We start from the raw sequence: 26,417 nt of genomic DNA, 5'->3' as shown, positions 1-26,417 counted from the left end.
GCCTGGTCAAAATCTAAAACTTAACTCTAGGAGACTCTGAAGATCGGGGTCTGACTCTAATCCGTGCCAATTACGCCAACGTTAGAACAGGAATCACGGCTCTGGCAGCAGGGACTCTCGCGGGTTGCTGGTGTTGATGAAGTAGGGCGAGGGTGTTGGGCCGGGCCGGTAGTGGCGGCGGCGGTGGTGCTCCCTCCAGGTCTGGCTCAGGCAGATCAAATTCCCCTTGTCCGGGATTCCAAAACCCTCAATGCCCGGCAGCGTCAAGCTCTTGCGCCCCAAATTATGAGCCAATGTCTGCGCTGGGGCCTGGGGCTGGCAACGGTGACAGAAATTGATTGGCTCAATATCCAACAAGCAACCTATTTAGCCATGCAGCGAGCATTAGAGCAGGTAACCCCCTGGGATTACGCCTTAGTAGATGGGACGTTATCGGCAAAAACTAATTTGGGTGGGGCCTGGCAAGCCATCGTTCGAGGAGATACCCAGTGTTACAGTATCGCCTGTGCCGCTATCCTGGCCAAAGTCTCTCGAGATCAGTGGTTATCCCATTTGGGGCATCGCTATCCAGAATATGGTTGGGAAAGGAACAAAGGCTATGGCACTCGCGAACATCAGCAGGCCCTCCAGCGGTTAGGAGTGACCCCTTGGCATCGGCAGAGTTTCGGGCCAATTCGAGCCATAGGATTTGGTAGAGGCAAGGGGGAACCTGATCGGTGCTGATTTTCGTCTGGAGGTTAAAGAGCAGCCAGTCCGCTAGTCTTGCCCTAGCCGACAAGCTGGCTAACTTTTGCATCCCAGGCCGGGTTCGAGCGCAGTTTAATCCTAGGGTATGTGCCAGTTTACGAAATAGCCCAGACTGGAGTAAGCTACCCAAGCTTGTCTTTGGGCATCGGCCTGGCCACGAGGATGGCACTGAGGCCCAAGAACATGACTGATTCATCCGGTTGGAGCAGCAGCATGGTACATCGGTGGCAATCTCAGCTTCCTAAAAGTTGGCTCCTAGGGATATTAGGAGTTCTCTTGCTAGGATTACCTGCCCAAGCCGGCCGATTACAATCTTGGCGGTTTAATTCCGGTACTAATCAACTGGAAATTCGCACTGATGCGCCTGTCCAACCCCAGGCCCAATTGGTTTTTGACCCCACGCGTCTGGTGATAGATTTGCCAGGGGTAGTTCTCGGCCGCCCTCAAATTAATCAATCAGGGGCTGGCGCGATTCGGCAGGTGCGAGTGGCCCAATTTGACCCCCAAACCACACGCATTGTCGTTGAATTAGCTCCCGGCTACACCCTAAATCCCAATGATGTCAAGTTTCGCGGTCTAACGGCCCAAAACTGGCTAGTGCAGATTCCGGAGCCGACCCTAATGTCAGCCACAAATCCTGCCCCTGGTTTACCCACACCCCCCAACCCTGCCCCGAACCAACCTGTAGCCACCCGAGAGCAACCTACGGAAATTACGGCGATTCAAAGCACAAGTACAGGATTTTTTGTTGCGACAAACGGGAAGCTTCCCACCGTTACAAAGATTGAGCGCAGTCGCGACCGCCGCCGGATTGATATTGACCTGACTAATATTCGCTTTGGTAATGGCTTTAATAACCGGGAAGTCCGGTTTGAGCGATTTGGAATTGGGCGGGTACGGGCACGCTTTGGCCAGCAGCAGCGTAATCCTCCCTCAGTCCGGCTGACGCTCCAAGTGGAACCTAATAGTCCCGATTGGCAAATTGGCTCCAGTGCTACCGGCGGGTTTTTAGTTGTTCCTAGTAACATTGCTACCAATCCACTCCCCGCACCTGCCCCAGAAAATCCCCCGCCCACGTCCGGTGGAAGCATTGCCATCAACGCCATTCCCCCTGCCAATGCCCAAACCATTCCCCGCCCTGCGCCCCCTGGTCGTCCTCTAACCACCATCCAACGAGTAGATTTAGGTGGGCAGGAACTCTTTATTCAGGGTGATCGGACGTTATTTTATACGGTTGGCTGGGAAGGTAGTGCCTATCGAATTCGCTTTCGGGATGCTCGTTTGGGGGATATTCGCCCACCTCGGACTGGTGAGGGTAGTCCTGCTAATTTACAAATTCGCCAAGATAATGAGAGCACAATTTCCGTATTACTGACCCCCTCTGCCGATGTCAAGGTTTTAGGAGTAACCCGAACCACCGGGGATTCCATTGTGATCCAACTGCAACGTCCAGGCCAGGCCCCGCCCACTGCCACATCCCCATCCCAAGTTAGCGTTCCTGCCCCGCGCCCTTTTGATCCAGATCAGCCCTTGCCCACGCCTCGAGGTGCAAATGTTGTGGTGATTGATCCAGGCCATGGGGGGATTGATCCAGGCGCGATTGGGATTGGGGGGATTCGGGAAAAAGATATTGTTTTGGACATTGGTTTGCAGGTAGCTGCCATTCTCCAGCAACAAGGGGTACAAGTGATTTTGACTCGTAAAAGTGACTTGCCTCCCAACGTTGAACTAGACTTACCTCCCCGTGTGGCCATGGCTGAGCGGGCCAGAGCGGCTGTTTTTGTCAGTATCCATGCCAATGCCATCAGCATGAGTCGCCCCGATGTCAATGGCCTGGAAACCTATTACGCTCCGGGTAGATCCAGTCGGTTGGCCGCTGCGATTCACAATAGTATTTTGTCGAGTGTTAATATTCGTGACCGCAGTGTTCGAGCCGCCCGTTTTTATGTGATTCGGAATACCTCCATGCCCGCTGCCTTGGTCGAAACTGGTTTTGTCACCGGGGCAGAGGATGCCGCTAATTTTAATAGCCCGGCCTGGCGATCCCAAATGGCCCAGGCCATTGCCCGCGGTATTTTGCAATTTTTGCGTTATGGCGGTTAAGGATGTTTTCTGTAGCACAATCTCACCACCACAGCCTCATAAAATAAAGAATATGGGTTGATCCCTGGAGGTGGCCAATGTTAGTCATGCTCACCCAAAGTCAAGTCCTAATGCCTCAGCAAGTTTGCCCATCCTGCCTCCTGGCCAATCGATCGGGACAGCCCCGCTGGGAAAAGGGACAACTCGGTTGTGGGGAATCGGTGGCCTGTGGTCTGGATAGTGGTTGTCCAAAATTTCGCTGCCAGATGGGATTTTACTTGGCCCAAATTAATAATCTCCCCGTTAGGCTAGAAACAGAATCCGAGGGGTTGGCCTGAGGATTTCAGGTTTTAATGTTGTCGTAATGGGGACAAGCTTGTGAGTTGGCGTGCAGTAGCAACGGTCTGGGATCGGATATTTGGGGCTTTAGCTTATTTACTTCCTCTTTTCTATGGGATGCAATTTGGTGGCTCGCTGATGCAAATGTTTCCAGTCTTGCAGTTATTATTGATTCCAATTTTACCCATTGCCCTTATTTATTCGATTCCCCTGGCTGGGATTATTGTTTTCATGGGACTGTATCTCTTGGTTGTCCGTAACAGCCGGATTAGTTACTTTATCCGTTACAACACCATGCAAGCGTTATTGATGGGAATTGTGATTTTCCTATTGCAATTGATCATGATGGTTTTGAATCTGCTCGGCTCCTTTGATTTTGTGACTAAGGTATTTTCAAACTTTGTGTTTATTGGGGTCTTGGCAGGGGTGATCTTTGCCATTGTGCAGTCCTTCCGGGGAATTTATGCCGAACTGCCAACGATTTCAGAAGCGACTAAAAGCCAGGTTTTTTAAGGCTGATGAGCTGGTTATTTTGGGAAATTCAAAGTTGAACAATCTGTTGTGTCTGTAAAACTCATAATCTCTAAGAGGGGATATTTTCTGATGCTAAGGCCTAATTAAACATTTTCGAGGAGAGTTGGTAATGACTGACCAATTAACAGTGTCTGATGCGGCTTTGATTTTACGCGGACTGGAGCGATTAACCACTGTCCTGGAGACCGTGCAAACCAATCAAGAGGCCATGCAGTCGGAAATCAAGGGCATGCGCCAAGATATTCAGGACTTAAAAATTGAAGTTAAGGTCAACCAGGCCAAGACCGATGAGCGATTTAATACCGTAGATCAGCAATTCAAGTCTGTAGATCAGCAATTTATCACCGTCCGTACTGAAATCAAAGCCGTCAATGACAAAGTAGATGATCTGAAAGCGGAAGTTCCAGATTTAGGCAAACAACAACAGGCCACAGACAATAAACTCCTGGGATTTGTGTTTACCGGATTTGCCACAGCCTTGGGATTATTAGCAAAAGTAATCTTCTTTGCGGATAAGGCCTAATTCATCACTCAGATAGATTTTCCAGTTCACTAACCTCACAAGAGATAACACCATGGCAAGGGATTTACGCGGATTTATTCAACTATTAGAAAAACGGGGACAACTGCGCCGAATTAAAGCCCTCGTTGATCCAGATTTGGAAATTGCCGAAATTGCCCAACGCTTACTTCAATGTGGTGGCCCAGGCCTGTTGTTTGAAAATGTTAAAGGCTCCCCCTATCCGGTGGCAGTGAATTTATTGGGAACCATTGAGCGGGCCTGTTGGGCGATGAATATGGAACAGCCCCAAGAGTTGGAAGCATTAGGTCAGAAGCTGGCCCTTTTACAGCAACCCAAACCCCCAAAGAAAATTAGCCAGGCCATAGATTTTGGCAAAGTCTTATTTGATGTCGTGAAAGCCAAACCGAATCGTGATTTATTTCCACCCTGTCAGCAAGTGGTGATTCAAGGCGAGGGCCTGGACTTAAACAAAATCCCAATGATTCGCCCCTATCCCGGTGATGCTGGCAAAATTATTACCCTTGGCCTGGTGATTACGAAAGATTGTGAAACAGGAACCCCCAACGTTGGTGTCTATCGGCTGCAATTACAATCCCCAACGACCATGACCGTGCATTGGCTATCGGTGCGGGGAGGAGCCAGACATTTACGCAAAGCCGCTGAGCAGGGGCAGAAATTAGAAGTCGCCATTGCCTTGGGTGTAGATCCTTTAATCATTTTGGCAGCGGCAACTCCGATTCCCGTGGATTTGTCTGAGTGGTTGTTTGCCGGGTTATATGGCGGCGGTGGAATTAATTTAGCCAAATGTAAAACCGTTGATCTAGAAGTTCCGGCGGATTCTGAGTTTGTTTTAGAAGGCACTATTACCCCTGGGGAAATGCAACCCGATGGCCCCTTTGGTGATCACATGGGCTATTACGGCGGCGTGGAAGATTCACCCCTAATTCGCTTTCATTGCCTGACTCACCGGAAAAATCCCATTTACCTAACCACCTTTAGCGGCCGCCCCCCGAAAGAAGAAGCGATGATGGCCATGGTTCTCAATCGGATTTATACGCCAATTTTGCGACAACAGGTTGCGGAAATTGTCGATTTCTTTTTACCGATGGAAGCCCTCAGTTATAAAGCGGCCATTATCTCCATTGATAAGGCCTACCCAGGCCAGGCCCGGCGGGCTGCTTTAGCCTTTTGGAGTGCCTTACCCCAGTTCACCTATACCAAGTTTGTGATTGTCGTGGACAAAAGTATCAATATCCGAGATCCGCGCCAGGTGGTCTGGGCCATTAGCTCGAAAGTCGATCCGGTGCGGGATGTGTTTATTTTGCCGGAAACCCCCTTTGATACCCTGGATTTTGCCAGTGAAAAGGTGGGCCTGGGGGGCCGGATGGGGATTGATGCCACGACTAAAATTCCGCCGGAAACCGATCATGCTTGGGGGGATGTGCTGGAGTCGGATCCCGATGTAGCTGCGATGGTGGGGCGGCGTTGGGCCGAGTATGGCCTGGGTGATATTGACTTGGGAATGGTGGATAGTAACTGCTTTGGTTATGAAATTCCCTAATTTTCAGGCGGGATAGACAGCAAGTCTGTGACTCTGTTGTTCACGGCGTTCCGATACCTCAAGCCAGTTTGTGATAAGACTACTGAAGTAATGTCTTTGCCGAGCCAGGAATCGTGGGAGATCAGTGCTGCCAGGCCAAGGTTTGCGAGTTATCAAAACTCAGAAAAGAACAAGCCAAGGTGTTGTGGATCGTTCTTCTGATTAATGCTGTGATGTTCGTGGTTGAACTTGGGGCTGGTATTCAAGCAAACTCCCTATCCTTGACGGGAGATTCTTTGGATATGCTGGGTGATGCTCTCGCCTATGGCAGTAGTTTGTATGTCATTAACAAGCCTGTGAGAGCGCAAGCCGGGGCGGCCTTCTTTAAGGGACTGATGATGTTTGGCTCGGCAATTGCGGCTTTTTCCCAGGCCAGTTATCAACTCTTTACAGGTTCCAGGCCGGCAGCGACCCTGATGGGGATGGTTGGAGTCATTGCGTTACTGGCAAATTTACTGTGTCTGTTTCTCTTAACTCGTCATCGCAACGATAACCTGAATATGTCCTCGGTCTGGTTATGCTCTCGTAACGATATTATTGCCAATACGTCTGTCCTGGGCGCAGCGGCACTTGTTTTCCTAATTCATTCCAGCCTGCCCGATTTAGCAGTTGGTTTATTGTTAACCGTTGTTTTTGCAAAGTCGGCGGGTCAAGTGCTTTCCCAATCCTGGCGGGCGATGCGGCCAGTCGGATAAGACATTGCAGCACCCAATATAAACTTTCAACTATCAGCATCATCGAGCCATAGACTTTGGCTGGTTTGATGACTTTGGCGGCGTTGGGCTTTGCGAGAGAGTTGGCTGAGGCGTTGGGTGTGTTTTGCAGCTAAATGGGGCGTAGTTGCCGCCGCGTCTTGATCCGCGGTTAACTCTTGATGGAAAACTTGATAGTGGGGATACCGCTCCCAGGCCCCGCGCACAACACAATCCGGCTCGGTGAGATGCTGACAGTTATGAAATTGACAGGCCTGGATTTGCAAGCGCGTCCGAATTTCCGGGAAACAGGCCGCTAAATCAGAAGGGGAGAACTCCAGATGGGGTTGATTAAATCCGGGGGTATCCGCTAACAGTCCACCAGTGGGTAAGGGAAACAATTCAATATGCCGAGTGGTATGTTTGCCTTTATGCCAATGTTCCGATACCGTCCCAATCCGAATCTCTTGTTCAGGAATTAACTGTTTAATCAAACTACTTTTGCCCACCCCAGACGGGCCGCAGATGACCGTGATTTTATGGTTGAGCAGTGATTGGACGGCCAGTAAGCCCAGGCCAGTCAAGATACTCAGCAAAATAACTTCTTGATAGCCCCATCGGTTTAAGCGCTGAATCCAGGCCTGGTGTATTGCCCCATCAACCAGATCTGCCTTACTCAAAACAACGGTAATCTCTAAACCACTGGCTTCCGCTGTGACTAAAAACCGACTCACTTGCCAAGGGTCTGGCTCCGGGTCGTGTAGGGCAAACACCAATAAAATCTGGTTGACATTGGCAATGGCCGGGCGGGTTAAGGCACAATCACGGGGCAACACTTGATCAATCATCCCGCGCTGAGACTGCCAATCCGGTTCGCTGATAACCACCTGGTCGCCCACTAGTACCTGTTGTCCTTGTTTTTTTAACTTGCCCCGTCGTAAGCACAATAACTGACCAGGCGGGGCTGTGGGGGCATTGAGTTGGACGCGGTAATAATTGGCCTGGGCTGCCATCACCGTCCCGATCAACTCCGACACCGGATTGATGACAGTGATCCCGGTCATGCCAAGTTATCGGGACGAGACACGGACAAGCAATAAAAATCATCCTGGGCCTGGAGATCATGAATCACATAGCCCCCCATCCGTAAGCTATCTGGGACTTGCTCAATCGGCTCCCCCGCATCTAACCAAACGTCCAACACCTGGTCAGGTGGGAGTTGCTGCAAGCGAAGTTTCGTGCGGACAAAATTCAACGGACAAGGCGTTCCCCGCAGATCTAAGGTTTCGATTGATTTGTTCATCCCCCAAATAACCCACCTAAAAAGTTCTCCAGGCCCCCTTTGCCGATCCGATCACCGCGAATCTTCGCTAGTTTTTCCAGCAGTTCCCGTTCTTCAGCGTTGGTTTTGGTCGGAATCTCGATCTCCACCGTAATGAGATGATCCCCCCGCGCCACGGGATTGCCTAAGCGGGGGACACCCTTATCTTCCAGAGTCAAGACTGTGTTGGGTTGTGTGCCAGGGGGAATCGTTAGTTCCTCTTCGCCATCCACCGTATTTATCGGAATCCGACAACCCAAAATGGCCTGGAGGTAGCTAATTTTTAAGATTGTCAGAATGTTATTGCCATCTCGCTGGAACTCCGGATCCGGCTGGACAAATAAATAAACATACAAATCTCCCGGCGGCCCATTCCGTTGCCCCGCGTCTCCTTCATTGGAAACCCGTAAGCGTGTTCCCGTATCGACCCCCGCCGGAATCGTAATCTTCAGCTTTTTATTAACTTGGGTTTGCCCCTGACCGCCACAGGTTTCGCAGCGTTCCTCAATCATCTGCCCCGTGCCATTACAAGTGGGACAAACAGACAACTGGGTAAAACTGCCAAAGGGAGTCCGGGTCGATCGCCGCACTTGCCCAACTCCATTACAGGTTGAACAGGTGACTGGACGTGTGCCTGGCTTGGCTCCAGTTCCATTACAGGTGCCACAGGTTTCGGAATGGGTCAGGCGAATTTCTTTCTCCCCACCGAAAACAGCTTCCCGGAACTCCAGTTTCAAGTCGTAGCGCAGATCTTCACCCCGAGTCGGGCCGGGGCGGCGGGCTGTGCGTTGACCACCCCCAACTCCCCCAAAACCACCGCCAAAAAAGGTTTCAAAAATATCGGCAAAGCCGCCCATATCGCCAAAGTCAGAAAACCCCGGCCCACCGGCGGCCCCACTCACGCCAGCTTCTCCAAACCGATCATAATTGGCCCGGGTTTGAGCATCGGATAAGACTTCATAAGCGCGATTAATTTCCTTGAACTGGTCTTCAGCCCCCGGCTCCTTATTTACATCAGGGTGGTATTTGCGGGCTAATCGGCGATAGGCTCGTTTCAGTTCATCTTGATCCGCACTGCGAGAAACACCCAATACCTCGTAATAGTCACGGGCCATAAAACCTTAATCCTAATTTAATCAACCGCTTCATAGTCTGTTACGACCGTGCCTTCATTATCACTGATCACCGTGGCATCATCGCTAAGGACTTGGGTCGATTGGTCATGGCCGAGGGGAAAAGACCCAGAGGATGTTGTGCTAGTACTCTGCTGATAGACCATGGAGCCAATATTGAGCAAGGCCTGTTGGAGGGCCTCTAGTTGCCGCTTCATTTGCTCTGGGGTTACGTCGGGATTAACTATCGCGGCCTGGACACCGGCAATCACGCGCTCAATATTTTTCTTAACCTCAGGAGTAAAGAGGGCCGCATTATTTTGGAGGGTGGACTCATAACTATAAAGCAGACTGTCGGCTTGATTCCGGAGTTCTGCTACCTCTTTTTTTCGTTGGTCAGACTGGGCGTAAATTTGGGCTTCTTGGCGCATCCGTTCAATTTCCATGCTGCTCAAGCCACCCCGATTGGTAATCGTAATCGCTTGTTGTCGCCCAGTCCCCCGATCCACTGCGGAGACGCTGACAATGCCATTGGCATCAATATCGAAGGTGACATCAATTTGAGGGACACCGCGGGGGGCTGGCGGAATCCCAGAAAGCTCAAAGCGGGCTAGTTCTTTATTGTCAGCCACTAAGGGCCGCTCCCCCTGATAGACAGAAACCTCAACTACAGTTTGCCCATCAGCGGCGGTGGAAAAGCTCTGGGTTTTACTGGTGGGGAGGGTGGTGTTGCGATCAATAATTTTACTGAAGACACCCCCCAGGGTTTCAATGCCCAAGGACAGCGGGGTGACATCCAAAAGTAACAAGTCTTTAACGGTGGTTTCTTTACCTAAAATTCCCCCTTGAATAGCAGCACCGAGGGCAACTGCTTCATCCGGGTTAATGGCTCGGTCGGGAGATTTGCCTGCAAAGGTCTTAACTGCTTCTTGAATAGCAGGCATCCGGGTTGAGCCACCGACTAATAAAATCCGGTCAATTTCCTCCACACTTAGGCCACAATCGGCCAAAGCCTGGTTCATGGGTTCGACCGTGGCCTGGACAAGGTGAGCGACTAATTCTTCAAAGTAGAGCCATTTTATCTTGTGAAAGATCAATACCCTCACTGGCCTGGAAGTTTTCGAGGAGCCAATCTAAAATACATTCATCAAAATTATCTCCCCCCAAATGGTTATTCCCGGATGTAGATTTGACCTCAAAGACACCATCTCCTAATTGGAGAATGGAGACATCAAATGTGCCGCCCCCGAGGTCAAACACCAGAATCACCTGATCTTGATCTTGCTTGTCAATTCCATAGGCTAAGGCGGCGGCGGTAGGCTCGTTAATAATCCGCATCACATCCAGGCCAGCAATCGCACCTGCATCTTTCGTTGATTGACGTTGGGCATCGCTGAAGTAGGCTGGAACGGTAATCACGGCCTGGGTTACGGTTTCTCCCAGATAGGCTTCGGCATCCTGTTTTAACTTTTGCAGGATCATCCCCGATATTTCTTGGCAGGTATATTCTTTGTCGCGAATCTTGACATTAACGGTGTTATCCTTGCCCTGGACACAACCATAGGAAATTCGGGCCCGCTCATCAAGGGTTTCATCCCAACGCCGACCAATAAACCGCTTAATACTGAATACGGTATTTTCGGCATTCGTCACTGCTTGGCGTTTAGCTAACTGCCCGACAAGGCGCTCACTGGATTTACCAAAAGCCACAATACTCGGAGTCGTTCGTCCTCCCTCCGCATTGGGGATCACCATTGGATTTCCCCCCTCTAAGACAGCCACACAACTGTTGGTAGTACCCAAATCAATGCCGATGACTTTGCCCATGACTATAAATTGTGGTGTTAGGACGATTATGTGGTGAACTATTGGTGCTATGAAAAGCTGGCTTTTATCCTTTGTCGAAAGGACACTTAAACCCAATCGGGTTATTTTGAATTAACCATGCTCTTAATGGAGAATACCCCATTAATGAGGTCATCTTAACATTGGCACTCTCAAAAATTTATGAAGCCGTAGCCAGACCTAAGACTGTCCCAGGCCTGGGGAATCGCAAACAAAACGATTACAAAAAGCAATAATTTTGCCACTAATTAGAACTGGCTTCTGCGTTTTCCGGATCAACAGGAGGATGACTTTCCCCAGGGATGGACACCTTGACCATGGCATGGCGCAGAACCCGTTCTCCCAAAATATAACCCCGGACTAACTGCTCCAACACCGTCCCCTCTGGATATTCACTGGAAACTTCCCGCATGACCGCCTCATGGAGATTGGGATCAAAGGGTTTGCCCTCAGGGCGCATTGCGGCCACACCAACCCGTTTCAGGCAATCGACTAATTGTTTATAAACCCCTTGGTAGCTGCGGTGAATGGTCTCTTCGGCCTCGGTTTGTGGGGCAATATGGGCGCGGGCCCGCTCAAAGCTATCCACCACAGGTAACAATTCGGTGATGGTAGAACATTTGATCTGTTCCGTTAACTCGTCTTTTTCCCGCTGAGTCCGTTTGCGAAAATTATCAAAGTCTGCCGCGAGGCGTTTGTATTGAATATCCCGATCTTCTAATTGTTGCCGAAAAGAATCAGCCTCTGTGGACAGCCGGGTAATGGCCTCTTGGAGAGCAACGATGACTTCTGGAGTGGGATCGTCTGAGTTATCTGAAGATCTGCTTTCGACTGCATCAGCCGTAGCTTCTGGGGTGAGGGATTCTGAATCAGGATTCACCACTGGGGGGGTGTTGTCAGAGATGTCGAGATGATGGGGATTGACCATTTCAGGAGATTCGGGTTCAGGTTGGGCTGGGGTAACTTCTGCTGCCATAGTTAAACTTGAAGACCTTGAACTCATCAAGATTGGATGCTTTGGGTTCACTAATTGGGAGGATTGAAGCAAGCACTGCTTAATTTCCCTGAACTCACTTGACTTTTAGCTTAACCCACCGCCGCCCCAGGAATCCGAAAACCATTAAGAATCCAGCCGAGTATCCCATAGAACGGCACTTTCTCAGAGAGTTTTGTTTAATATAGAGGCAAGTTCGATCCCACTGCTCCCATTTCCCGGTTTTCCCTATGGTCAATACCCCTCCCCAACGACGTGCTTTAACCGTGCGGCGGCATGATACCCCGACCCAAAAAGCTTTGGTTGAGTCCGGTTATGCCAGTTCTGAACAAGTCAGGGAGGCGATGGCCGAAAGTCGGAAATCGGGACGATCCCTGGTACAGGTACTCCAAGATGTCACTGGGCGAGCGATGCCCCCAGATATTTTACGTCAATATAAAAAGCAGCAATTATTTGAACTAAAAGTCATTTACGGTATTGACTGTCTTGATCCGGACTTGAATCGCTTTCCCACAGATCAAATTGGGCAGCTAATTGGGACGGTGTTGGCTATCGATATTTGTCGCACCTACCAGGCCATCCCAATTTCTATGAACCGGGAAAGTGATCCCCCCTATCTGCTAGTGGCGATGGTGGATCCGGATAATTTGGAAGCGGTGGATAACTTAGGGAAGGCGTTACGGGGGCAGGGCCTGACGCTCCGGCGGATGGTCATCACTCTTGAAGACTATCAACACCTGATCACCCCATTTCTTGAAAAGCAACTCCAAGAGGAATCCGTTAAAACTGGCCCGGCGGCCTTGGGGGCTATTGATCTTGAGGAAGACTTGGATGCCATTGGGGGCCTGGATGATGCTGATGGGGAGCAGGAAGTTGACCTTGTTGATGCCCTCAAAGGTGCTGAAGATGCCCCAATTATTGCCTTGGTCAACAAAGTCTTAGCCAAAGCCTTACAGGATGGAGTTTCGGATATTCATATTGAACCCCAAGAAGAGTTTTTACGGATTCGCTTTCGCAAGGATGGGGTTCTTCAACAGGCCTTTGATCCCCTACCTAAGAAAATTATCCCAGCCGTAGTTTCTCGCTTTAAAATTCTGGCAGATTTAGATATTGCAGAACGGCGGGCCCCCCAAGATGGCCGGATCCGCAAGATATTCCAGGGGCGGCGGATTGATTTCCGGGTCAACACTCTACCCAGTCGTTGGGGCGAAAAGGTTGTCCTTCGGATTTTGGATAACTCCTCTACCCAACTGGGCCTGGATAAATTGATTTCCGATCCTGAGAGCTTAGCCATTGTCCGGGATATGACCAAGCGACCCTTCGGATTAATTCTGGTCACGGGGCCAACGGGTTCGGGAAAAACGACCACGCTCTATTCGGCCTTGGCCGAGTGTAACAGCCCCGGTGTCAACATCAGTACGGCGGAAGACCCGATTGAATATACCCTACCTGGCCTGACCCAGGTGCAGGTGATTCGGGAAAAAAATATGAACTTTTCCGAAATTCTCCGAGCCTTCTTGCGGCAAGACCCGGATGTGATCCTGGTGGGGGAAACTCGGGACAAAGAAACCGCTAAAACCGCCATTGAAGCTGCTTTGACTGGGCACTTAGTTTTAACCACGCTCCATACCAATGATGCAGCCAGTGCCGTTGCTCGACTCTCAGAAATGGAAGTGGAGCCCTTTATGGTTTCAGCCTCCTTAATTGGGGTGGTGGCCCAGCGGTTAATGCGGCGGGTCTGTTCCGAATGTCGGATTCCCTATCAACCCACTCGGGAAGAACTGGCTCGGTTTGGCTTATCCAGTTCCCAGAGCTTACAAGCTACCTTTTATAAAGCCAACCGTCTCACGGCAGAAGAGATTCAGGTAGCAAAGGCATCTGGTGCACCACTGTGTAGCAAATGTGGGGGGATTGGCTATAAAGGGCGGATCGGGGTCTATGAAATTCTCCGGGTGACAGAACGACTGCAATCTCTGATTACTGAAGCAGCCCCTACAGAGCAAATTAAGGAAGCTGCCGTTGAAGAGGGGATGAAAACCTTGCTGGCTTATAGTTTGCAACTGGTTCAAGAAGGTCATACCACCTTTGAAGAAGTGGAGCGGGTGACCTTTACTGATACCGGCCTGGAGTCGGAACTCAAGGCTAAACGCAAAAGTGCCCTGACATGTCGCGTCTGTAGCGCCGGACTACAGCAGGAGTGGTTAGACTGTCCCTTCTGTATGACTCCTCGTTTTGAGAGTTAAGTCATGGAGCATGGGTATAAAGTTAGCCTCGTCATGAGCTATTTGGTTAGATTGTAAGACATTTAGGAAAACTATATTCAGGGATAAAAGCTATGGAATTAATGATCGAAGACTTAATGGAGCAGGTGGTGGCCAGCGGTGGTTCTGATTTACACCTCTCGGCTGGGTTGCCCCCCTACATTCGGATTAGCGGCAAATTAACACCGACTGAGTATGAGCCGATGACTCCGGAACAATGCCAGCGGTTAATTTTCAGTATGCTCAACAATACGCAACGGAAGCATCTTGAGCAGAACTGGGAATTGGACTGCTCCTATGGGGTGCGGGGCCTGGCCCGGTTTCGGGTCAATGTCTATAAGGATCGAGGCACTTATGCGGCTTGCTTGCGGGCCCTCAGTTCTAAAATTCCCACCTTTGAGCAACTGGGCTTACCTAATATTGTTCGGGAAATGACTGAGCGACCGAGGGGGCTGATCTTGGTGACGGGCCCAACGGGATCGGGAAAAACCACAACCCTAGCGGCCATGATCGATCTGATCAACAAAACCCGAGCCGAACATATTTTGACTGTGGAAGACCCGATTGAATTTGTCTATGAACCAATTAAAAGCTTAATTCACCAACGCCAAGTGGGAGAGGATACTAAGAATTTTGCCAATGCCTTACGGGCGGCGTTACGGCAAGACCCCGATATTATTTTGGTAGGAGAGATGCGGGATTTGGAAACGATTCAGTTGGCGATTTCCGCTGCAGAAACGGGGCACTTAGTCTTTGGAACGTTACACACGAGTTCGGCTCCCCAAACCGTGGATCGGATGGTGGATGTTTTTCCCCCGGCCCAGCAAACTCAGATTCGGGTGCAGTTATCCAACTCCTTGGTGGCCGTCTTCAGCCAAACCTTGGTTCCTAAGAAAAATCCTAAACCAGGGGAGTTCGGCCGGGTCATGGCTCAGGAAATTATGATCACGACTCCAGCTATTTCTAACCTGATTCGGGAAGGGAAAACTTCTCAGATTTACTCCGCGATTCAAACCGGGGGCAAATTGGGGATGCAAACCCTGGAGAAAGTCTTGGCGGATTATTATAAATCGGGGATGATTAGCTACGAAGCGGCTATTTCCAAGTCGTCTCGGGCAGATGAGTTGCAGCGGTTAATTGGCAGTGGAGTTGCAGCGGCCGGCATGCATTAAGTCAAGGTTGAAACTGTAGTTACGGGTGTTTAAGTCGGGTTCATCACTGGGGTAAAAAGGGAATTTAGCCATGGCGACCTATGAATTACGGGTTAAAGATGCTCAGGGTAAGTTTAAGACCGTTAAGCAGACCGCCGATTCGATTCGTGATGCCCGGATTACCATCCAGAGTCAGGGCTTACAGGTTTTAGAGGTTAAGGAAGCTCAGAAACTGACCCTTAAATCTGACCTTGACCTGAGTTTTTTAAGCAAGATTACGGTGAAGGATAAGGCAATTTTCTCACGACAGTTCGCCTCTCTGGTGAATGCGGGGGTGGCACTGGTGCGGGGCCTGGGGGTGATGGCTGATCAATGTACGAATCCCAAGCTGAAAAAAGTCCTGATGGCGGTCAATAACGATATTCAACAGGGGGGGACTCTGGCTGACGCGATGCGGGCTCATCCGGAGGCCTTTGATAATCTCTACGTCGCGATGATCCAGGCCGGGGAAACTGGGGGGGTACTGGATGAGGTTTTGAACCGCATTTCTAAGCTCTTGGAAGACCAAGCCCGGCTTGATAACCAGATTAAATCAGCCTTAGCTTATCCAGTCGTGGTTGGGCTGTTGGCAGTGGGGATTTTCCTAGGGATGGTGATTTTTTTAATTCCGGTTTTTGATGGCATCTTTAAACAACTCGGTGGAGATCTGCCGCCCTTTACTCAGTTCATGGTGAACTTGAGTGAGTTTTTACGGACTCCCCAGTACATGGCCTTGCTGATTATTTCCATTGTTGGCCTGGTGATTGGCATTCGTGCTTATTATAAAACTCCCCCTGGACGGCTAATGTTTGACCAATTGTTATTGAAATTGCCCTTGTTTGGGGAGTTGGTGGAAAAAACTGCAGTAGCCCGGTTTTGTCGAACCTTTGGATCATTATCCCGCTCTGGAGTCCCTATTTTACGTTCCTTGGATATTGTGAGCCAGACTGCGGGAAATCAAGTGATTGCCAATGCCATTGACTCGGCCAAAGCAGAGGTACAAACGGGGGGAATGCTGAGTATTGCGATTCAACGAGCGCGGGTGTTTCCTGTCCTTGCCACCCAGATGATCAATGTTGGTGAAGAAACAGGGGAATTGGATAAGATGCTGATGAAGGTGGCTGACTTTTATGAGGATGAGGTGGAGCAGTCGGTCAAAGCCTTAACGAGTGTGATGGAGCCATTGATGATTGCGGTCTTGGGGGGCATGGTGGGTTCGATTCTGGTGGCGATGTATTTGCCGATGTTCAAGATCTTCGATCTGATTAAATAGGGGGAGGTTAGCTGACCCGGCTTGGTTTACCCATGACAGATTGAGTTCACTCGCCTATGATGTTGAGAAAATATCAACTCAAGCTGGCCGATCCGATTTAACCTGATTCTATTCACACTGCCTGCATTCCTCTGTCCATTGCGATATGTCTCAGTCCTCTACCCGTAAGCTGACTTATTATGATGTTCTGGGAATTCAGCCCTCAGCATCTCTGGTGCAAGTACGGCAGGCCTATCGGGAAAAAAGTAAGCTCTATCATCCAGATACGACCCAGTTGCCGTTATCCTTAGCGCGGGAGAAGTTTGAGGCTCTGAACCAAGCCTATGCCGTCTTAAACAGTCCAATCCTCCGGCAGCAATACGACCTGCGCCAAGAAAGTTTGGGGGGAAACGCTGAAACTACGGCCTCTGGGACTAAAGCTCAAGATAAAAAGGACTCATGGCGAGTTGGCTTGGGGGTGCAAGGGGTAGAGCGGCCCTTATCGGCTGGGGAAATCTTTGCCTTGTTTATCTTGGGCTTGGCGTTTTTGGGGTGCTTAGTTTTGGCGATTGTCGTTGGCATTAGTCGGGGAGAATTGATGCTCCAGGCCTGGAGTTAGTTGCTTGAACTGAGATAATCTTGCTAGGTTACAGAGAGCTTTGTCTTGGCTTTTGTCTGAGTAAATTCCTGATGAACCTACCTGCCCCGGATACACCCCTCTACAATCATCCTCTGCCCCTGATCGAGGCCTGGTTACGGGAGCATGGCTGTGTCCAACATCGGGAACAATTACACTGTTGGCAGCTTAAAACACCCCAATGGCAGGCCTGGATTAGCTTGGATATTGAGGAACTCACTGTTCTCTATGAAGCACCGGGACATCAGATGAAACGTGCTTTTAAGTATTCCCTCAGTCGCGAAGATGTCGAGTCGGCGGTTTTTGCTGGCCCCTGATCATTACTAGATCGGTTCACAGGTAAGCAAGTTTGGATAAGATATTCCAGGTTGTTGGTTTGTTGAAATCATGAATCAAAGTAGTTGTTTAGTTGGCCTGAGTGTAGTTGGTTTAGGATTGTTACCTCTTCCAAGTCTGGGGATGCCTGTCGCGGGGGGAAACCATCATGAAATGCATAGTCATGGCATCATCGAAGTCCGAGCGGGTCAGCTTGCACCAACAATTGCTTTGGAAGTCACTCCTGATCAAAAACGGGGTTATAACCTCAGGATTAAAACAACAAATTTCCAGTTTACGCCAGGGGCGATTAATACCCCCAGTAATGTGAATACAGGTCATGGCCATTTGTATATCAATGGCAAGATGGTCACCCGTGTCTATTGTCCAGACTTTTTTCTACCCCCGTTGGCTCCAGGCCGGAATGAGATTAAAGTTAGCCTGAATGGGAATAATCATGATCAGATTGTTTATCAGGGTAAACCTGTTGCGGCTACTGTTGTTGTTGAAGTGCCCGGAAAATAGCCATTCTGGAACAGTGATGATTTAGCTCGCCGGCTATCTTAGGTCTAATTGGATCGTGAGAATTTGAGGCCAATGTTCCCATGCACCTAGTTAAGGATATTGGCGAGTCTGGGCTACTGGCAATTGTCCAAACGTTCTGTCCAGGCCAGGTGGTGGGGGATGACGCAGCCTTAGTGTCAATCTCACCCGGCCAACAGGTGGTGGTGACAACGGATTTGTTGGTAGATGGGGTGCATTTTAGCTTAGGGCTGGCCCGGCCGGGGATTGTGACGATGACCCCTGAGGATGTGGGGTGGCGGGCGGCCGCGGCAAATTTATCCGACTTGGCAGCAATGGGGGCCAGGCCTTTGGGGATTACAGTCGGATTGAGTTTACGGCCGGATGTACCCTTGGTCTGGGTTGAGGAAATTTATCAGGGGTTAGCAGCTTGCTTGACAGAGTTTGGGGGGGGGGCAATTTTAGGCGGTGATGTTTGTCGGTCAGATGTGTTAAGCCTAGCCATTACGGCCTTGGGAGAAGTAGATCCGCAAGCGGCAATCTATCGGCATAGGGCCCGGGCGGGGGATGTGATTTTAGCAACGGGGATCCACGGGGCGGCGCGAGCGGGCCTGGAGCTATTGTTAAAACCAGCTTGGGGAGAGTTTTTGACCACCCATCAACGCCAAGCCCTGATTCAGACCCACCAACGGCCCCGACCCCGATTAGATGTGATTGAGATCATTCAACACTACTTACCAACAGCTAGGATTGCCGGGATGGATAGCAGTGATGGCTTGGCGGATGCTGTGATCCAAATTTGTCAGCAAAGTCAGACGGGAGCCATCCTTTGGGTAGAACAACTTCCCCTAGTTAAGGAGTTGCCAAGGGAATTAGGCCAGGCCTGGGGCCTATATGGTGGGGAAGATTTTGAGTTGGTCTTAACCCTAGCCCCGGAAGCCGCTAAAGTCTTAATGCCTCACCTTGGGGCCGATGCCGCAGTAATTGGGGAAATTACACTTGGGCCGGGGATCACCTTAATGACTGCTACTGAAACCATGACCCTTGATCCCGACCAACGCTGGCAGCATTTTTAGGCTTGATTGGGGAGAATCTTCTCCTAATCTCTAAGTTTCAAGCAATGTCTGGAAAGCTTGAGCAGGATCGGTGGCCTGGGTGATGGGCCGGCCAATCACGAGGTAGTTCGCTCCGGCCTGGAAAGCGGCTTGGGGAGTCATTGTCCGCTGTTGATCATCTTTCTTTTGTTGACTGGGTAAACGAATCCCCGGACAAACTAATAAAAATTCCTCTCCACAGGCCTGGCGAATCATGGTTGCTTCTTGAGGAGAACAAATAACCCCATTTAAGTCCGACTCCTGAGCTAAAAGGGCCATTTGTAAAATATAGTCAGGTAACTCGAGGGGGATTTTCAAATCAAAGGCTAGTTCACGACTAGAAAAACTGGTTAAAAGGGTCACTCCCAACAATTTTACAGGCGAAATTCCCAACTGTTGAGATGATTCTTTGAGAGCAGCTTGAGCCGCTTTTAAGCCAGTTCGTCCAGTCGTTGTATGAATAGTTAACAAGTCCACCCCATAGTTCGCGAGGATTCGACAGGCAGCCGCAACGGTATTGGGAATGTCATGAAGTTTGAGGTCTAGAAAAATGTGCTTTTGGCGAGCCTTCAGTTCTGGAATGACCTCGTGTCCAGCCCTAAGAAACAACTCTAAACCCACCTTCCAGAAGCTGGCCTGGGGAATTTGGTCAACTAATCTAAATGCAGCCTCGGTTGTTGGGACATCAAGGGCAATAATGATTCTTTCAGCAATTGTTTGAGGAATTATTTTTGACATGAATATAAGATATATCAAACAGAGATGATTTTTGACACTAGTAGAGCATACAAACGTCACACCATAAGGATACTCCTCTCATAATATGGATTCATTTTACGATAGCGCAATCGGAGTGACAGTGAATTCTCTTGTTTTGACTAAAATACTCCATAGAGAAACATAGAGAGCTTGTCCGCATCCAGTTGGATTTGCCCCATCGCTTATCCCTCAGCTAAGTCTTTTATCAATCGCAGGAAATAAATTGATGCTGGTGATCAACAAAATATATCCATGCGAGACGTGCATTAACTGCCCCTGGCGGAGAGGCGCTGGGCGTGGTTAACGAATAGAGATCATTAACTCCCTTGACATACCAAACACTCCAGCCCGAACTCCACTTAATTTTATAGGCAATAATTTCACGCTTGTAAACAATTCGATCAAGATTTCGATTGAGTCCCCCATTACCCCAATCTGTATTTGGATTTGGTGGCAGCGGGGCCGAATCGCTCCCTGATTGAGTACACATCTGTTGAGTTGCCGTATTGCCAATATCCGCACTTGCAAGCTGGGAAGATAGTAGGATAGCTCCCATGGTTAAAACAAAGCAGTTTAAAAGTTTCATAAATACCCCTTGTCTCGTATTTTTAATAGCGAATCACTCTTTAACAAGGGATGTTTGCAAGCTGATAACCTTTTTGATTAAGGCTATTCCGCAAGCATTGCAAGTATCTCTTATTCAGCTAGTATCTCCTACCTTAAGATGACATGAGAAATAGTAATGAATTTTGCATTATAACTTAATATATTAATGTGAACTATCCCTACAATAAGAGACTGGTTTGAATTTAAATTAGTGATTGAATTAGAGTTGATTTTGATTGAATTAGGGTTGATTTTGATTGACTCGCAGTAGCAACCACAACGCGGAAATAATTCCTGTCAATTGAGCAGCAATAATATTAATCTTTGACTGTACGACAAAAATATCAATGGGTTCAACTAATAGCCCTGTGGCATAAACTGCGGCTCCTTGGGGCAGGGAGAGAACTCTTAGCAGCAGCATCCCCACATTCCACTCCGCTGCGATGACGGTGAACACCATTCCCAAGACATTGACCCAGAGACCCAGCTTGAGATACTTGAGAACTTCTGCTTTAGGGGGACGTTTTTCCGGGTTATCCATTTGACGACCCAGTTGCGGATAGCGAAAGTTGCAATAAATGCCAATAGAGAGAAAAATTAAACCAATACAGGCTAAAATCAGGCCAAAATTGGAACGATTGGGAGCTTGAATTTGGCTGGCATTAAAATTGCGGCCAAAAAATACTGTCAAGATGATAATTAATGACAAAAAAGCAAAAACGACCTGAATCCAAAACCCAATCCAGCCAATTCGCTGTAGATCTTGACCCAAGCGATGGATCGGTTCTGTGACCTTGCCTTTGGGTTTCCTTTGGCCTGGCAGACGATTCATGCTAACAACTGCCTCAAAAAATCATTGTAAAACTCTTGCCCCGATCATAGCCGCACCCTATGGCTGAAGTAAAACATCAGGCAGTGTGGATTTCCTGGGCTTGGTTTTACCCCCTGTCAAAGGCCCTAGCATGAAAGGTAGAGTTTCCGAGGCTGGAGGCAGAAGTCATGCAGAGCTATCAGTTTTATGTGACAGATATGGTCTGTGAGGGTTGCGGTGATCTGATTCGCCAGGCCATCCAGGCCCTTGATGCCGATGCCGAAATTACCGCCGACTTGGAGACAAAAGTAGTCAGAGTCATCTCCCAGGCCCAGGAGGCTGCTATTCGGGCTGCAATTATCCAGGCCGGGTATGCCGTCCAATGATCACCCTCCAACTCACTGGGGTACGCTGCGGGGCCTGTGTCCAAACCATTACTAACGCGATCCAAGCCTTACCAGGGGTACGAGAATGTCACGTCAATTTTGCTACCACCCAAGCCAGCGTAGAACTTGACCCTACCCTAACAACGATTGCGGATTTAGAACAGGCCGTCCAAGCCGTCGGGTATGGCGCGACCTACATCGAAGACCCCCTCGCCCTGCTCATGGATTCAACTACCGAAAACCAGGCCTGGCGACAATCCCAACGTCAACTCCGGCAGCAAGTGTATTGGGGCAGTGGCTTAAGTATTTTGATCGTCTTGGGGGCATTACCCATGATGCTGGGCTGGGATCCAGGCATTCCCCAGTTCTTACAATCCGCGTGGGTACAGGCTCTTCTGGCGACACCGATCCAGTTTTGGGTGGGGGGGGCATTCTATCGCCAGGCCTGGATAGCCGCCCAACATCGAACCGCCACAATGGACACCTTAGTCAGCTTGGGAACCAGTGCGGCCTATGGCTACTCCTTGGTGTTAACTTTTTTCCCGGCCTGGGCCGCCCAATTGGGTCTAGACCACCATGTTTACTTTGAAGTGGCCGCCATTGTCATTACCTTGGTGCTTCTGGGGCGGTACTTAGAACAACGGGCTAAACGGCAAACGTCCCAGTCCATTCGACAACTCATTGGCTTACAACCGCAAACAGCCCGAGTCGTCCGTCCTGAGGGAGACCTTGAAATTGCGACTACGGCGATACAGGTGGGGGATGTGGTGTTGATCCGGCCGGGTGAAAAAATTCCCTTAGATGGAATTGTTCTAGGGGGGCAGTCCAATGTTGATGAAGCCCTGGTTACTGGGGAAAGCCAACCTGTTTTTAAGCAGCCAGGGGACGCGGTGATTGGGGCGACTCTCAATCAGTCGGGTAGCTTACAGGTACAAGTGACAAAAGTTGGCCGGGAGACGTTTTTAGCCCAGATGGTTCAACTGGTGCAGCAGGCCCAAAATAGTCGCGCCCCCATTCAACGCCGTGCCGATCAAGTCATGGCCTGGTTTGTCCCAGTCGTGATTGGCATTGCCCTTGTGACCTTCCTAGCCTGGTGGCTGCTGACGGGAAACCTGACCTTAGCCCTATTCACCCTCATCCAAGTCCTGATCATTGCTTGCCCCTGCGCCCTTGGCCTGGCCACTCCGACTTCGATCATGGTGGGGACAGGCAAAGGAGCCGAATATGGAATTTTAATTAAAGGGGCGGATAGCTTAGAACTGGCCGCCAAGATTCAAACCATTGTTCTTGATAAAACGGGAACGCTGACCCAGGGCAAACCAACCGTAACCCACTGGCTAACCCGACCGGACCTGACCACCCCAGAAACCCAAACCCTGATCGCTCAAACTGCGGCGGTGGAACGGCTATCTGAGCATCCCCTCGCCCAGGCCATTGTCAACTATGCCCAATCCCAAGCAGTTCCCATTCCCGATGCCGAGATGTTCCAGGCCTGGCCGGGTGAAGGAGTGCAAGGGAACGTCAATCAGAATTTTGTCCAGGTGGGCAGCTTGACTTGGTTAGAATCCCTGCACATTCCGGCATCGTTCTTACCCCCAGCGTTAGCCCAAGATCACAGTTGGATTGGGATTGCGATTAACGGTGAAATGCAGGGCCTGGTGGGAATTACCGATAGCCTGAAACCCTCATCCTCATCAGTTGTGCAAACCCTCCAACGGATGGGCTTAAAAGTAGTCATGTTGACAGGAGATCGTTGGGATACGGCCCAGGCCATTGCCGCAGAAGTGGGTATTAAGGAGGTGTTGGCCGAAGTCAAACCTGCTGCCAAAGCGGCCATGATCGAAAAACTCCAGGCCCAGGGACAGATTGTGGCCATGGTCGGGGATGGGATTAACGATGCACCCGCCTTAGCCCAGGCCAACGTAGGGATTGCCATTGGTACAGGGACTGATGTGGCCATTGCCGCCAGTGACATTACCCTAATTTCCGGGGATCTCCAAGCTATTGTCACCGCCATTCAATTATCCAGAGCTACTCTCCGGAATATCCACCAAAACCTCTTTTTTGCCCTCATCTATAACGGCATTGGCATTCCAGTTGCGGCGGGGCTGTTTTATCCGATCTGGGGGTGGCTCTTAAATCCCATTCTCGCGGGGGGAGCCATGGCCTTCAGTTCTATCTCGGTTGTAACGAATGCTCTGCGCTTACAAGGGTTCCAGCCCGACCAATATCCATCAAGATAAGAAAATTCTTTGACCTGAAAAGGCGGCACCCAGATTCGAACTGGGGGATAAAGGTTTTGCAGACCTCTGCCTTACCACTTGGCTATGCCGCCAGGCCGGAGTTCATGACCCAGATTCTTTAATATAACAGTTCTATAGCCCAGGCAAAGTAGTCACCGCAGCTAGGATAAACTATGCGATTGAGTCCCGCTTACAGATCAATCTGCACAGGGGGCTGCAACCTTGGGACACTTGAAACCTAATCCCGACCTCCTGATGCCATTGGCCTGGAATCTCAATCTGAATCTTTAGTGTTACGCAGATCGTTCTGAGAGAGTAGAAATCTTAAAAACACTGTCCATAAAGCATTACCTGACTTGTCCCAATAAGAGTCCTAAATGAGTAACACTATAGTTACAAAAGTATATACTCCGCTTCAAACTTAAAGAAAAGCTATAGATTTTCACGATTTTTCTGATCCCCAGGGAAACCCTCTCTACTATGGGGAGTGTATTTCGAGACGAGTCTCACTGCCTAACCGCCTATGCTGGAACGACTGACCCTAACTCCCTCGGGTTCTCCTAAACCCCCAAACCTAGATGCTGCCAAAACCATTGCCCAGGCCTGGCTCTATCGCCTTGTGGTGTTAATGACTGTCATGACCCTCTTTCTGATGGGGGTTGGTAGTGCCACACGGGTGATGGAAGCGGGTTTAGCTTGTCCCGATTGGCCCCTCTGCTATGGCGAGCTAATTCCGAAGCAGCAGATGAACTTGCAAGTCTTTTTGGAGTGGTTTCATCGCCTGATTGCCACCAGTATGGGGGTGTTTGCCATTGGACTCACTGGGTTGGCCTGGTACTGGCGGGCCCATGTTCCCAAGGGTTGGGCTGTCTTAGCGAGCTTTAGTTTACTCCTGGTGATTGTTCAAGGCATATTAGGCGGACTAACAGTGACAGAACTACTCCGCTTTGAAATTGTCACGGCCCATTTGGGAACCGGCCTGTTGTTCTTTTGCACCTTGGTTGTCCTCACGGCCTGGTTAACACCCTATCAAGGAGTCGGTACAGCGGGCTGGTTGAAAGGCTGGGGCCTGGGGGCGGCAGTCCTTGTTTATTGCCAAAGTATTTTAGGTGGGCTAGCGTCTTCCCAATGGGCTTTACACCAGTGTCTTTATGGTGATCGGCTTTGTGGGGTCATGAATAGTCATCTAGTGGGGGTTGTTCCAGCAAGTTTAGCCTCCTTGGTGGTGGGGATACTGGCCTGGCGACAAGCGGCCCTACATCCCCTGTTGCGTCAACTGGGGCAACTCATCTTTCTCTGTTTGCTGTTGCAGATTTTCTTGGGCAGTACGACTTATAACCTCAAATTGGCCATCCCGGCCCTAACCGTGGCCCATCAAATGGTTGGGGCTGCCTTATTAGGGACTTTAGTGGCCTTTACAACCTTTGTCGCCCGAGACTTCACCACGACTTCCCTGGAAAAATCGGCTCCTTTTTCCCCCTCATGACTCTGGTTCACTGATTTAGCTTTACGGATATTCCCTATGCAAGATACGACTTGGACAACACCAGGCCAGCGTCACCTATTTGCCATTTTGGGCGACTATTACCAACTGACGAAGCCCCGCTTAATTTTGCTATTTTTAATTACCACGGCCGCAGCGATGGAAGTGGCCAGTCAGGGGGCTGTTAATCCGCTGCTCCTGCTGGTGACCTTGGTGAGTGGGGCTTTGGCGGCGGCGGCGGCTAATACTATTAATTGCTTCTATGACCGGGACATTGACCAGATCATGGAACGAACCAGTTCTCGGCCCCTACCCGCCGGGCGGATCCAACCTTGGGAGTCCTTAGTATTTGCTGGGGCCTTAGCCGTGACCTCATTTGCCCTCCTCTCCATTTTTGCCAATCTCCTCAGTGCTGGTTTAGCGATGGCTGGGATAGTTGTCTATGTAGCTGTCTATACCCATTGGCTGAAGCGATCCTCTCCCCAAAATATTGTCATTGGGGGTGCGGCTGGGGCCATTCCGCCCTTAGTGGGTTGGGCCGCTGTGACTGGAGAACTGAGTTGGCCGGCCTGGGTCTTATTTGCCATCATCTTTGTCTGGACTCCGCCCCACTTTTGGCCCTTGGCGATGCTGATCCAAGAAGACTATGCCAAGGTGAATGTCCCCATGTTGCCCGTGGTGAATGGGGATGGGCCGACAGCTAAGCAAATTTTTATCTACACTCTCGTCCTTCTGCCAACAAGTCTATTGCTAGTCTATCCCTGTCATGTGGCGGGGTGGCTCTATGGTTTAGTGGCCGTTGGGTTAGGAGTGGGTTTCATCTACCGGGCCTGGGATTTAATGCAAGCTCCTGGGGATAAAGATCGGGCCCGCTCATTGTTTAAGTTTTCAATTCTCTACATGATGGTTCTGTGTGTGGGCCTGGTGGTGGATAGTTTACCCGTCACCCAAACTTTCATTGCCAATCTTACATCTCAGGTGAAAACCCTTGTGGCTCTCTGTTTATAGTTTCTGGGCTGTTTTTTCATTTTATGGGATCTCAACGGATTATCACTCCTACAATCATCAC

At 49.9% G+C, this 26,417-nt stretch carries 25 protein-coding genes, 1 tRNA gene and 1 pseudogene; 18 read left to right on the top strand and 9 right to left on the bottom strand.

The window, feature by feature from the left end:
• Nucleotides 1-63 precede the first annotated feature (63 nt).
• The 7 genes from SYN6312_RS02710 to SYN6312_RS02680 all read left to right on the top strand — a co-directional run bounded on the left by SYN6312_RS02710 (nt 64) and on the right by SYN6312_RS02680 (nt 6,520).
• On the top strand, nt 64-723 hold the full coding sequence (locus SYN6312_RS02710) for a ribonuclease HII (protein WP_015123330.1): 660 nt from the start codon (nt 64-66) through the stop codon (nt 721-723).
• Nucleotides 724-930: 207 nt separating this feature from the next.
• Nucleotides 931-2,850 (top strand): N-acetylmuramoyl-L-alanine amidase, encoded by a 1,920-nt coding sequence (locus SYN6312_RS02705; RefSeq protein ID WP_216594170.1) that lies wholly within the window; start codon nt 931-933, stop codon nt 2,848-2,850.
• Between the two features lie 77 nt (nt 2,851-2,927).
• Nucleotides 2,928-3,167: a hypothetical protein gene (locus SYN6312_RS02700; RefSeq protein WP_015123328.1), complete on the top strand. Its 240-nt coding sequence runs from the start codon at nt 2,928-2,930 to the stop codon at nt 3,165-3,167.
• 40 nt (nt 3,168-3,207) lie between these two features.
• Nucleotides 3,208-3,681 carry a Tic20 family protein gene (locus tag SYN6312_RS02695; RefSeq protein WP_015123327.1) on the top strand — a complete coding sequence of 158 codons (474 nt, stop codon included), beginning with the start codon at nt 3,208-3,210 and terminating at the stop codon, nt 3,679-3,681.
• A 130-nt stretch (nt 3,682-3,811) separates the two neighbouring features.
• Nucleotides 3,812-4,225 (top strand): DNA-binding protein, encoded by a 414-nt coding sequence (locus SYN6312_RS02690; RefSeq protein WP_015123326.1) that lies wholly within the window; start codon nt 3,812-3,814, stop codon nt 4,223-4,225.
• Nucleotides 4,226-4,277: 52 nt separating this feature from the next.
• Entirely contained in the window at nt 4,278-5,786 is a 1,509-nt protein-coding gene (locus SYN6312_RS02685) for a UbiD family decarboxylase (protein WP_015123325.1), read from the top strand.
• Between the two features lie 113 nt (nt 5,787-5,899).
• Nucleotides 5,900-6,520: a cation transporter gene (locus SYN6312_RS02680; protein WP_015123324.1), complete on the top strand. Its 621-nt coding sequence runs from the start codon at nt 5,900-5,902 to the stop codon at nt 6,518-6,520.
• 26 nt (nt 6,521-6,546) lie between these two features.
• Here the strand turns inward: SYN6312_RS02680 and rsgA are convergent, their stop codons facing one another.
• The 5 genes and pseudogenes from rsgA to grpE form a co-directional block, all read right to left on the bottom strand.
• Complete coding sequence (rsgA, locus tag SYN6312_RS02675; RefSeq protein WP_015123323.1) at nt 6,547-7,581, bottom strand: ribosome small subunit-dependent GTPase A; 1,035 nt, start codon at nt 7,579-7,581, stop codon at nt 6,547-6,549.
• Nucleotides 7,578-7,820, bottom strand: a complete 243-nt coding sequence (locus tag SYN6312_RS02670) for a sulfurtransferase TusA family protein (RefSeq protein WP_015123322.1) — start codon at nt 7,818-7,820, stop codon at nt 7,578-7,580. The genes rsgA and SYN6312_RS02670 overlap by 4 nt, the downstream gene beginning before the upstream one ends.
• Nucleotides 7,817-8,953: a molecular chaperone DnaJ gene (dnaJ, locus tag SYN6312_RS02665; protein WP_015123321.1), complete on the bottom strand. Its 1,137-nt coding sequence runs from the start codon at nt 8,951-8,953 to the stop codon at nt 7,817-7,819. The genes SYN6312_RS02670 and dnaJ overlap by 4 nt, the downstream gene beginning before the upstream one ends.
• A 17-nt stretch (nt 8,954-8,970) precedes the next feature.
• Nucleotides 8,971-10,777: pseudogene (locus SYN6312_RS02660) on the bottom strand (Hsp70 family protein).
• A gap of 262 nt (nt 10,778-11,039) precedes the next feature.
• A complete protein-coding gene (gene grpE / locus SYN6312_RS02655) occupies nt 11,040-11,771 on the bottom strand; it encodes a nucleotide exchange factor GrpE (protein WP_015123320.1) in 732 nt (243 codons plus the stop codon).
• 248 nt (nt 11,772-12,019) lie between these two features.
• Between grpE and SYN6312_RS02650 the strand changes: the two genes are divergently transcribed.
• The 7 genes from SYN6312_RS02650 (at nt 12,020) to thiL (ending at nt 19,042) form a co-directional block, all read left to right on the top strand.
• Complete coding sequence (locus SYN6312_RS02650) at nt 12,020-14,032, top strand: GspE/PulE family protein (RefSeq protein WP_015123319.1); 2,013 nt, start codon at nt 12,020-12,022, stop codon at nt 14,030-14,032.
• Between the two features lie 92 nt (nt 14,033-14,124).
• Nucleotides 14,125-15,222 (top strand): type IV pilus twitching motility protein PilT, encoded by a 1,098-nt coding sequence (locus SYN6312_RS02645; protein WP_015123318.1) that lies wholly within the window; start codon nt 14,125-14,127, stop codon nt 15,220-15,222.
• Nucleotides 15,223-15,292: 70 nt separating this feature from the next.
• Entirely contained in the window at nt 15,293-16,513 is a 1,221-nt protein-coding gene (locus tag SYN6312_RS02640) for a type II secretion system F family protein (protein WP_015123317.1), read from the top strand.
• Between the two features lie 145 nt (nt 16,514-16,658).
• A complete protein-coding gene (locus tag SYN6312_RS02635; protein WP_015123316.1) occupies nt 16,659-17,111 on the top strand; it encodes a J domain-containing protein in 453 nt (150 codons plus the stop codon).
• A 71-nt stretch (nt 17,112-17,182) separates the two neighbouring features.
• The gene (locus SYN6312_RS02630) at nt 17,183-17,446 is read left to right on the top strand and encodes a DUF3143 domain-containing protein (protein WP_015123315.1); all 264 of its coding nucleotides are present in this window, start codon (nt 17,183-17,185) and stop codon (nt 17,444-17,446) included.
• Nucleotides 17,447-17,516: 70 nt separating this feature from the next.
• Complete coding sequence (locus SYN6312_RS02625; protein WP_015123314.1) at nt 17,517-17,969, top strand: hypothetical protein; 453 nt, start codon at nt 17,517-17,519, stop codon at nt 17,967-17,969.
• Nucleotides 17,970-18,049: 80 nt separating this feature from the next.
• Complete coding sequence (thiL, locus tag SYN6312_RS02620) at nt 18,050-19,042, top strand: thiamine-phosphate kinase (protein WP_015123313.1); 993 nt, start codon at nt 18,050-18,052, stop codon at nt 19,040-19,042.
• A gap of 30 nt (nt 19,043-19,072) precedes the next feature.
• On the opposite strand, the gene pyrF is transcribed toward thiL, so the two are convergent.
• From pyrF to SYN6312_RS02605, 3 genes are all read right to left on the bottom strand, one after another.
• Nucleotides 19,073-19,798 carry an orotidine-5'-phosphate decarboxylase gene (gene pyrF, locus SYN6312_RS02615; RefSeq protein WP_015123312.1) on the bottom strand — a complete coding sequence of 242 codons (726 nt, stop codon included), beginning with the start codon at nt 19,796-19,798 and terminating at the stop codon, nt 19,073-19,075.
• A gap of 226 nt (nt 19,799-20,024) precedes the next feature.
• The gene (locus SYN6312_RS02610) at nt 20,025-20,405 is read right to left on the bottom strand and encodes a hypothetical protein (RefSeq protein WP_015123311.1); all 381 of its coding nucleotides are present in this window, start codon (nt 20,403-20,405) and stop codon (nt 20,025-20,027) included.
• 261 nt (nt 20,406-20,666) lie between these two features.
• Entirely contained in the window at nt 20,667-21,257 is a 591-nt protein-coding gene (locus SYN6312_RS02605; RefSeq protein ID WP_015123310.1) for a DUF3611 family protein, read from the bottom strand.
• A gap of 167 nt (nt 21,258-21,424) precedes the next feature.
• On the opposite strand from SYN6312_RS02605, the gene SYN6312_RS02600 reads away from it, so the two are divergent.
• Both SYN6312_RS02600 and SYN6312_RS02595 read left to right on the top strand, forming a co-directional pair.
• Nucleotides 21,425-21,622 (top strand): heavy-metal-associated domain-containing protein, encoded by a 198-nt coding sequence (locus tag SYN6312_RS02600; RefSeq protein WP_015123309.1) that lies wholly within the window; start codon nt 21,425-21,427, stop codon nt 21,620-21,622.
• On the top strand, nt 21,619-23,865 hold the full coding sequence (locus tag SYN6312_RS02595) for a heavy metal translocating P-type ATPase (RefSeq protein WP_015123308.1): 2,247 nt from the start codon (nt 21,619-21,621) through the stop codon (nt 23,863-23,865). The genes SYN6312_RS02600 and SYN6312_RS02595 overlap by 4 nt, the downstream gene beginning before the upstream one ends.
• Before the next feature lie 20 nt (nt 23,866-23,885).
• Here the strand turns inward: SYN6312_RS02595 and SYN6312_RS02590 are convergent.
• Nucleotides 23,886-23,957 (bottom strand) — tRNA-Cys (locus tag SYN6312_RS02590).
• A 431-nt stretch (nt 23,958-24,388) separates the two neighbouring features.
• Between SYN6312_RS02590 and SYN6312_RS02585 the strand changes: the two genes are divergently transcribed.
• Nucleotides 24,389-25,351, top strand: a complete 963-nt coding sequence (locus SYN6312_RS02585; RefSeq protein WP_015123307.1) for a heme A synthase — start codon at nt 24,389-24,391, stop codon at nt 25,349-25,351.
• 36 nt (nt 25,352-25,387) lie between these two features.
• Complete coding sequence (locus SYN6312_RS02580; RefSeq protein WP_015123306.1) at nt 25,388-26,356, top strand: heme o synthase; 969 nt, start codon at nt 25,388-25,390, stop codon at nt 26,354-26,356.
• The last annotated feature ends 61 nt before the right edge of the window (nt 26,357-26,417 follow it).

The sequence above is a fragment of the Synechococcus sp. PCC 6312 genome (assembly GCF_000316685.1).
Lineage (GTDB): Bacteria > Cyanobacteriota > Cyanobacteriia > Thermosynechococcales > Thermosynechococcaceae > Pseudocalidococcus.
The sequence above is the reverse complement of the archived record's forward strand: the minus strand, read 5'-3'. Positions and strand labels throughout refer to the sequence as shown.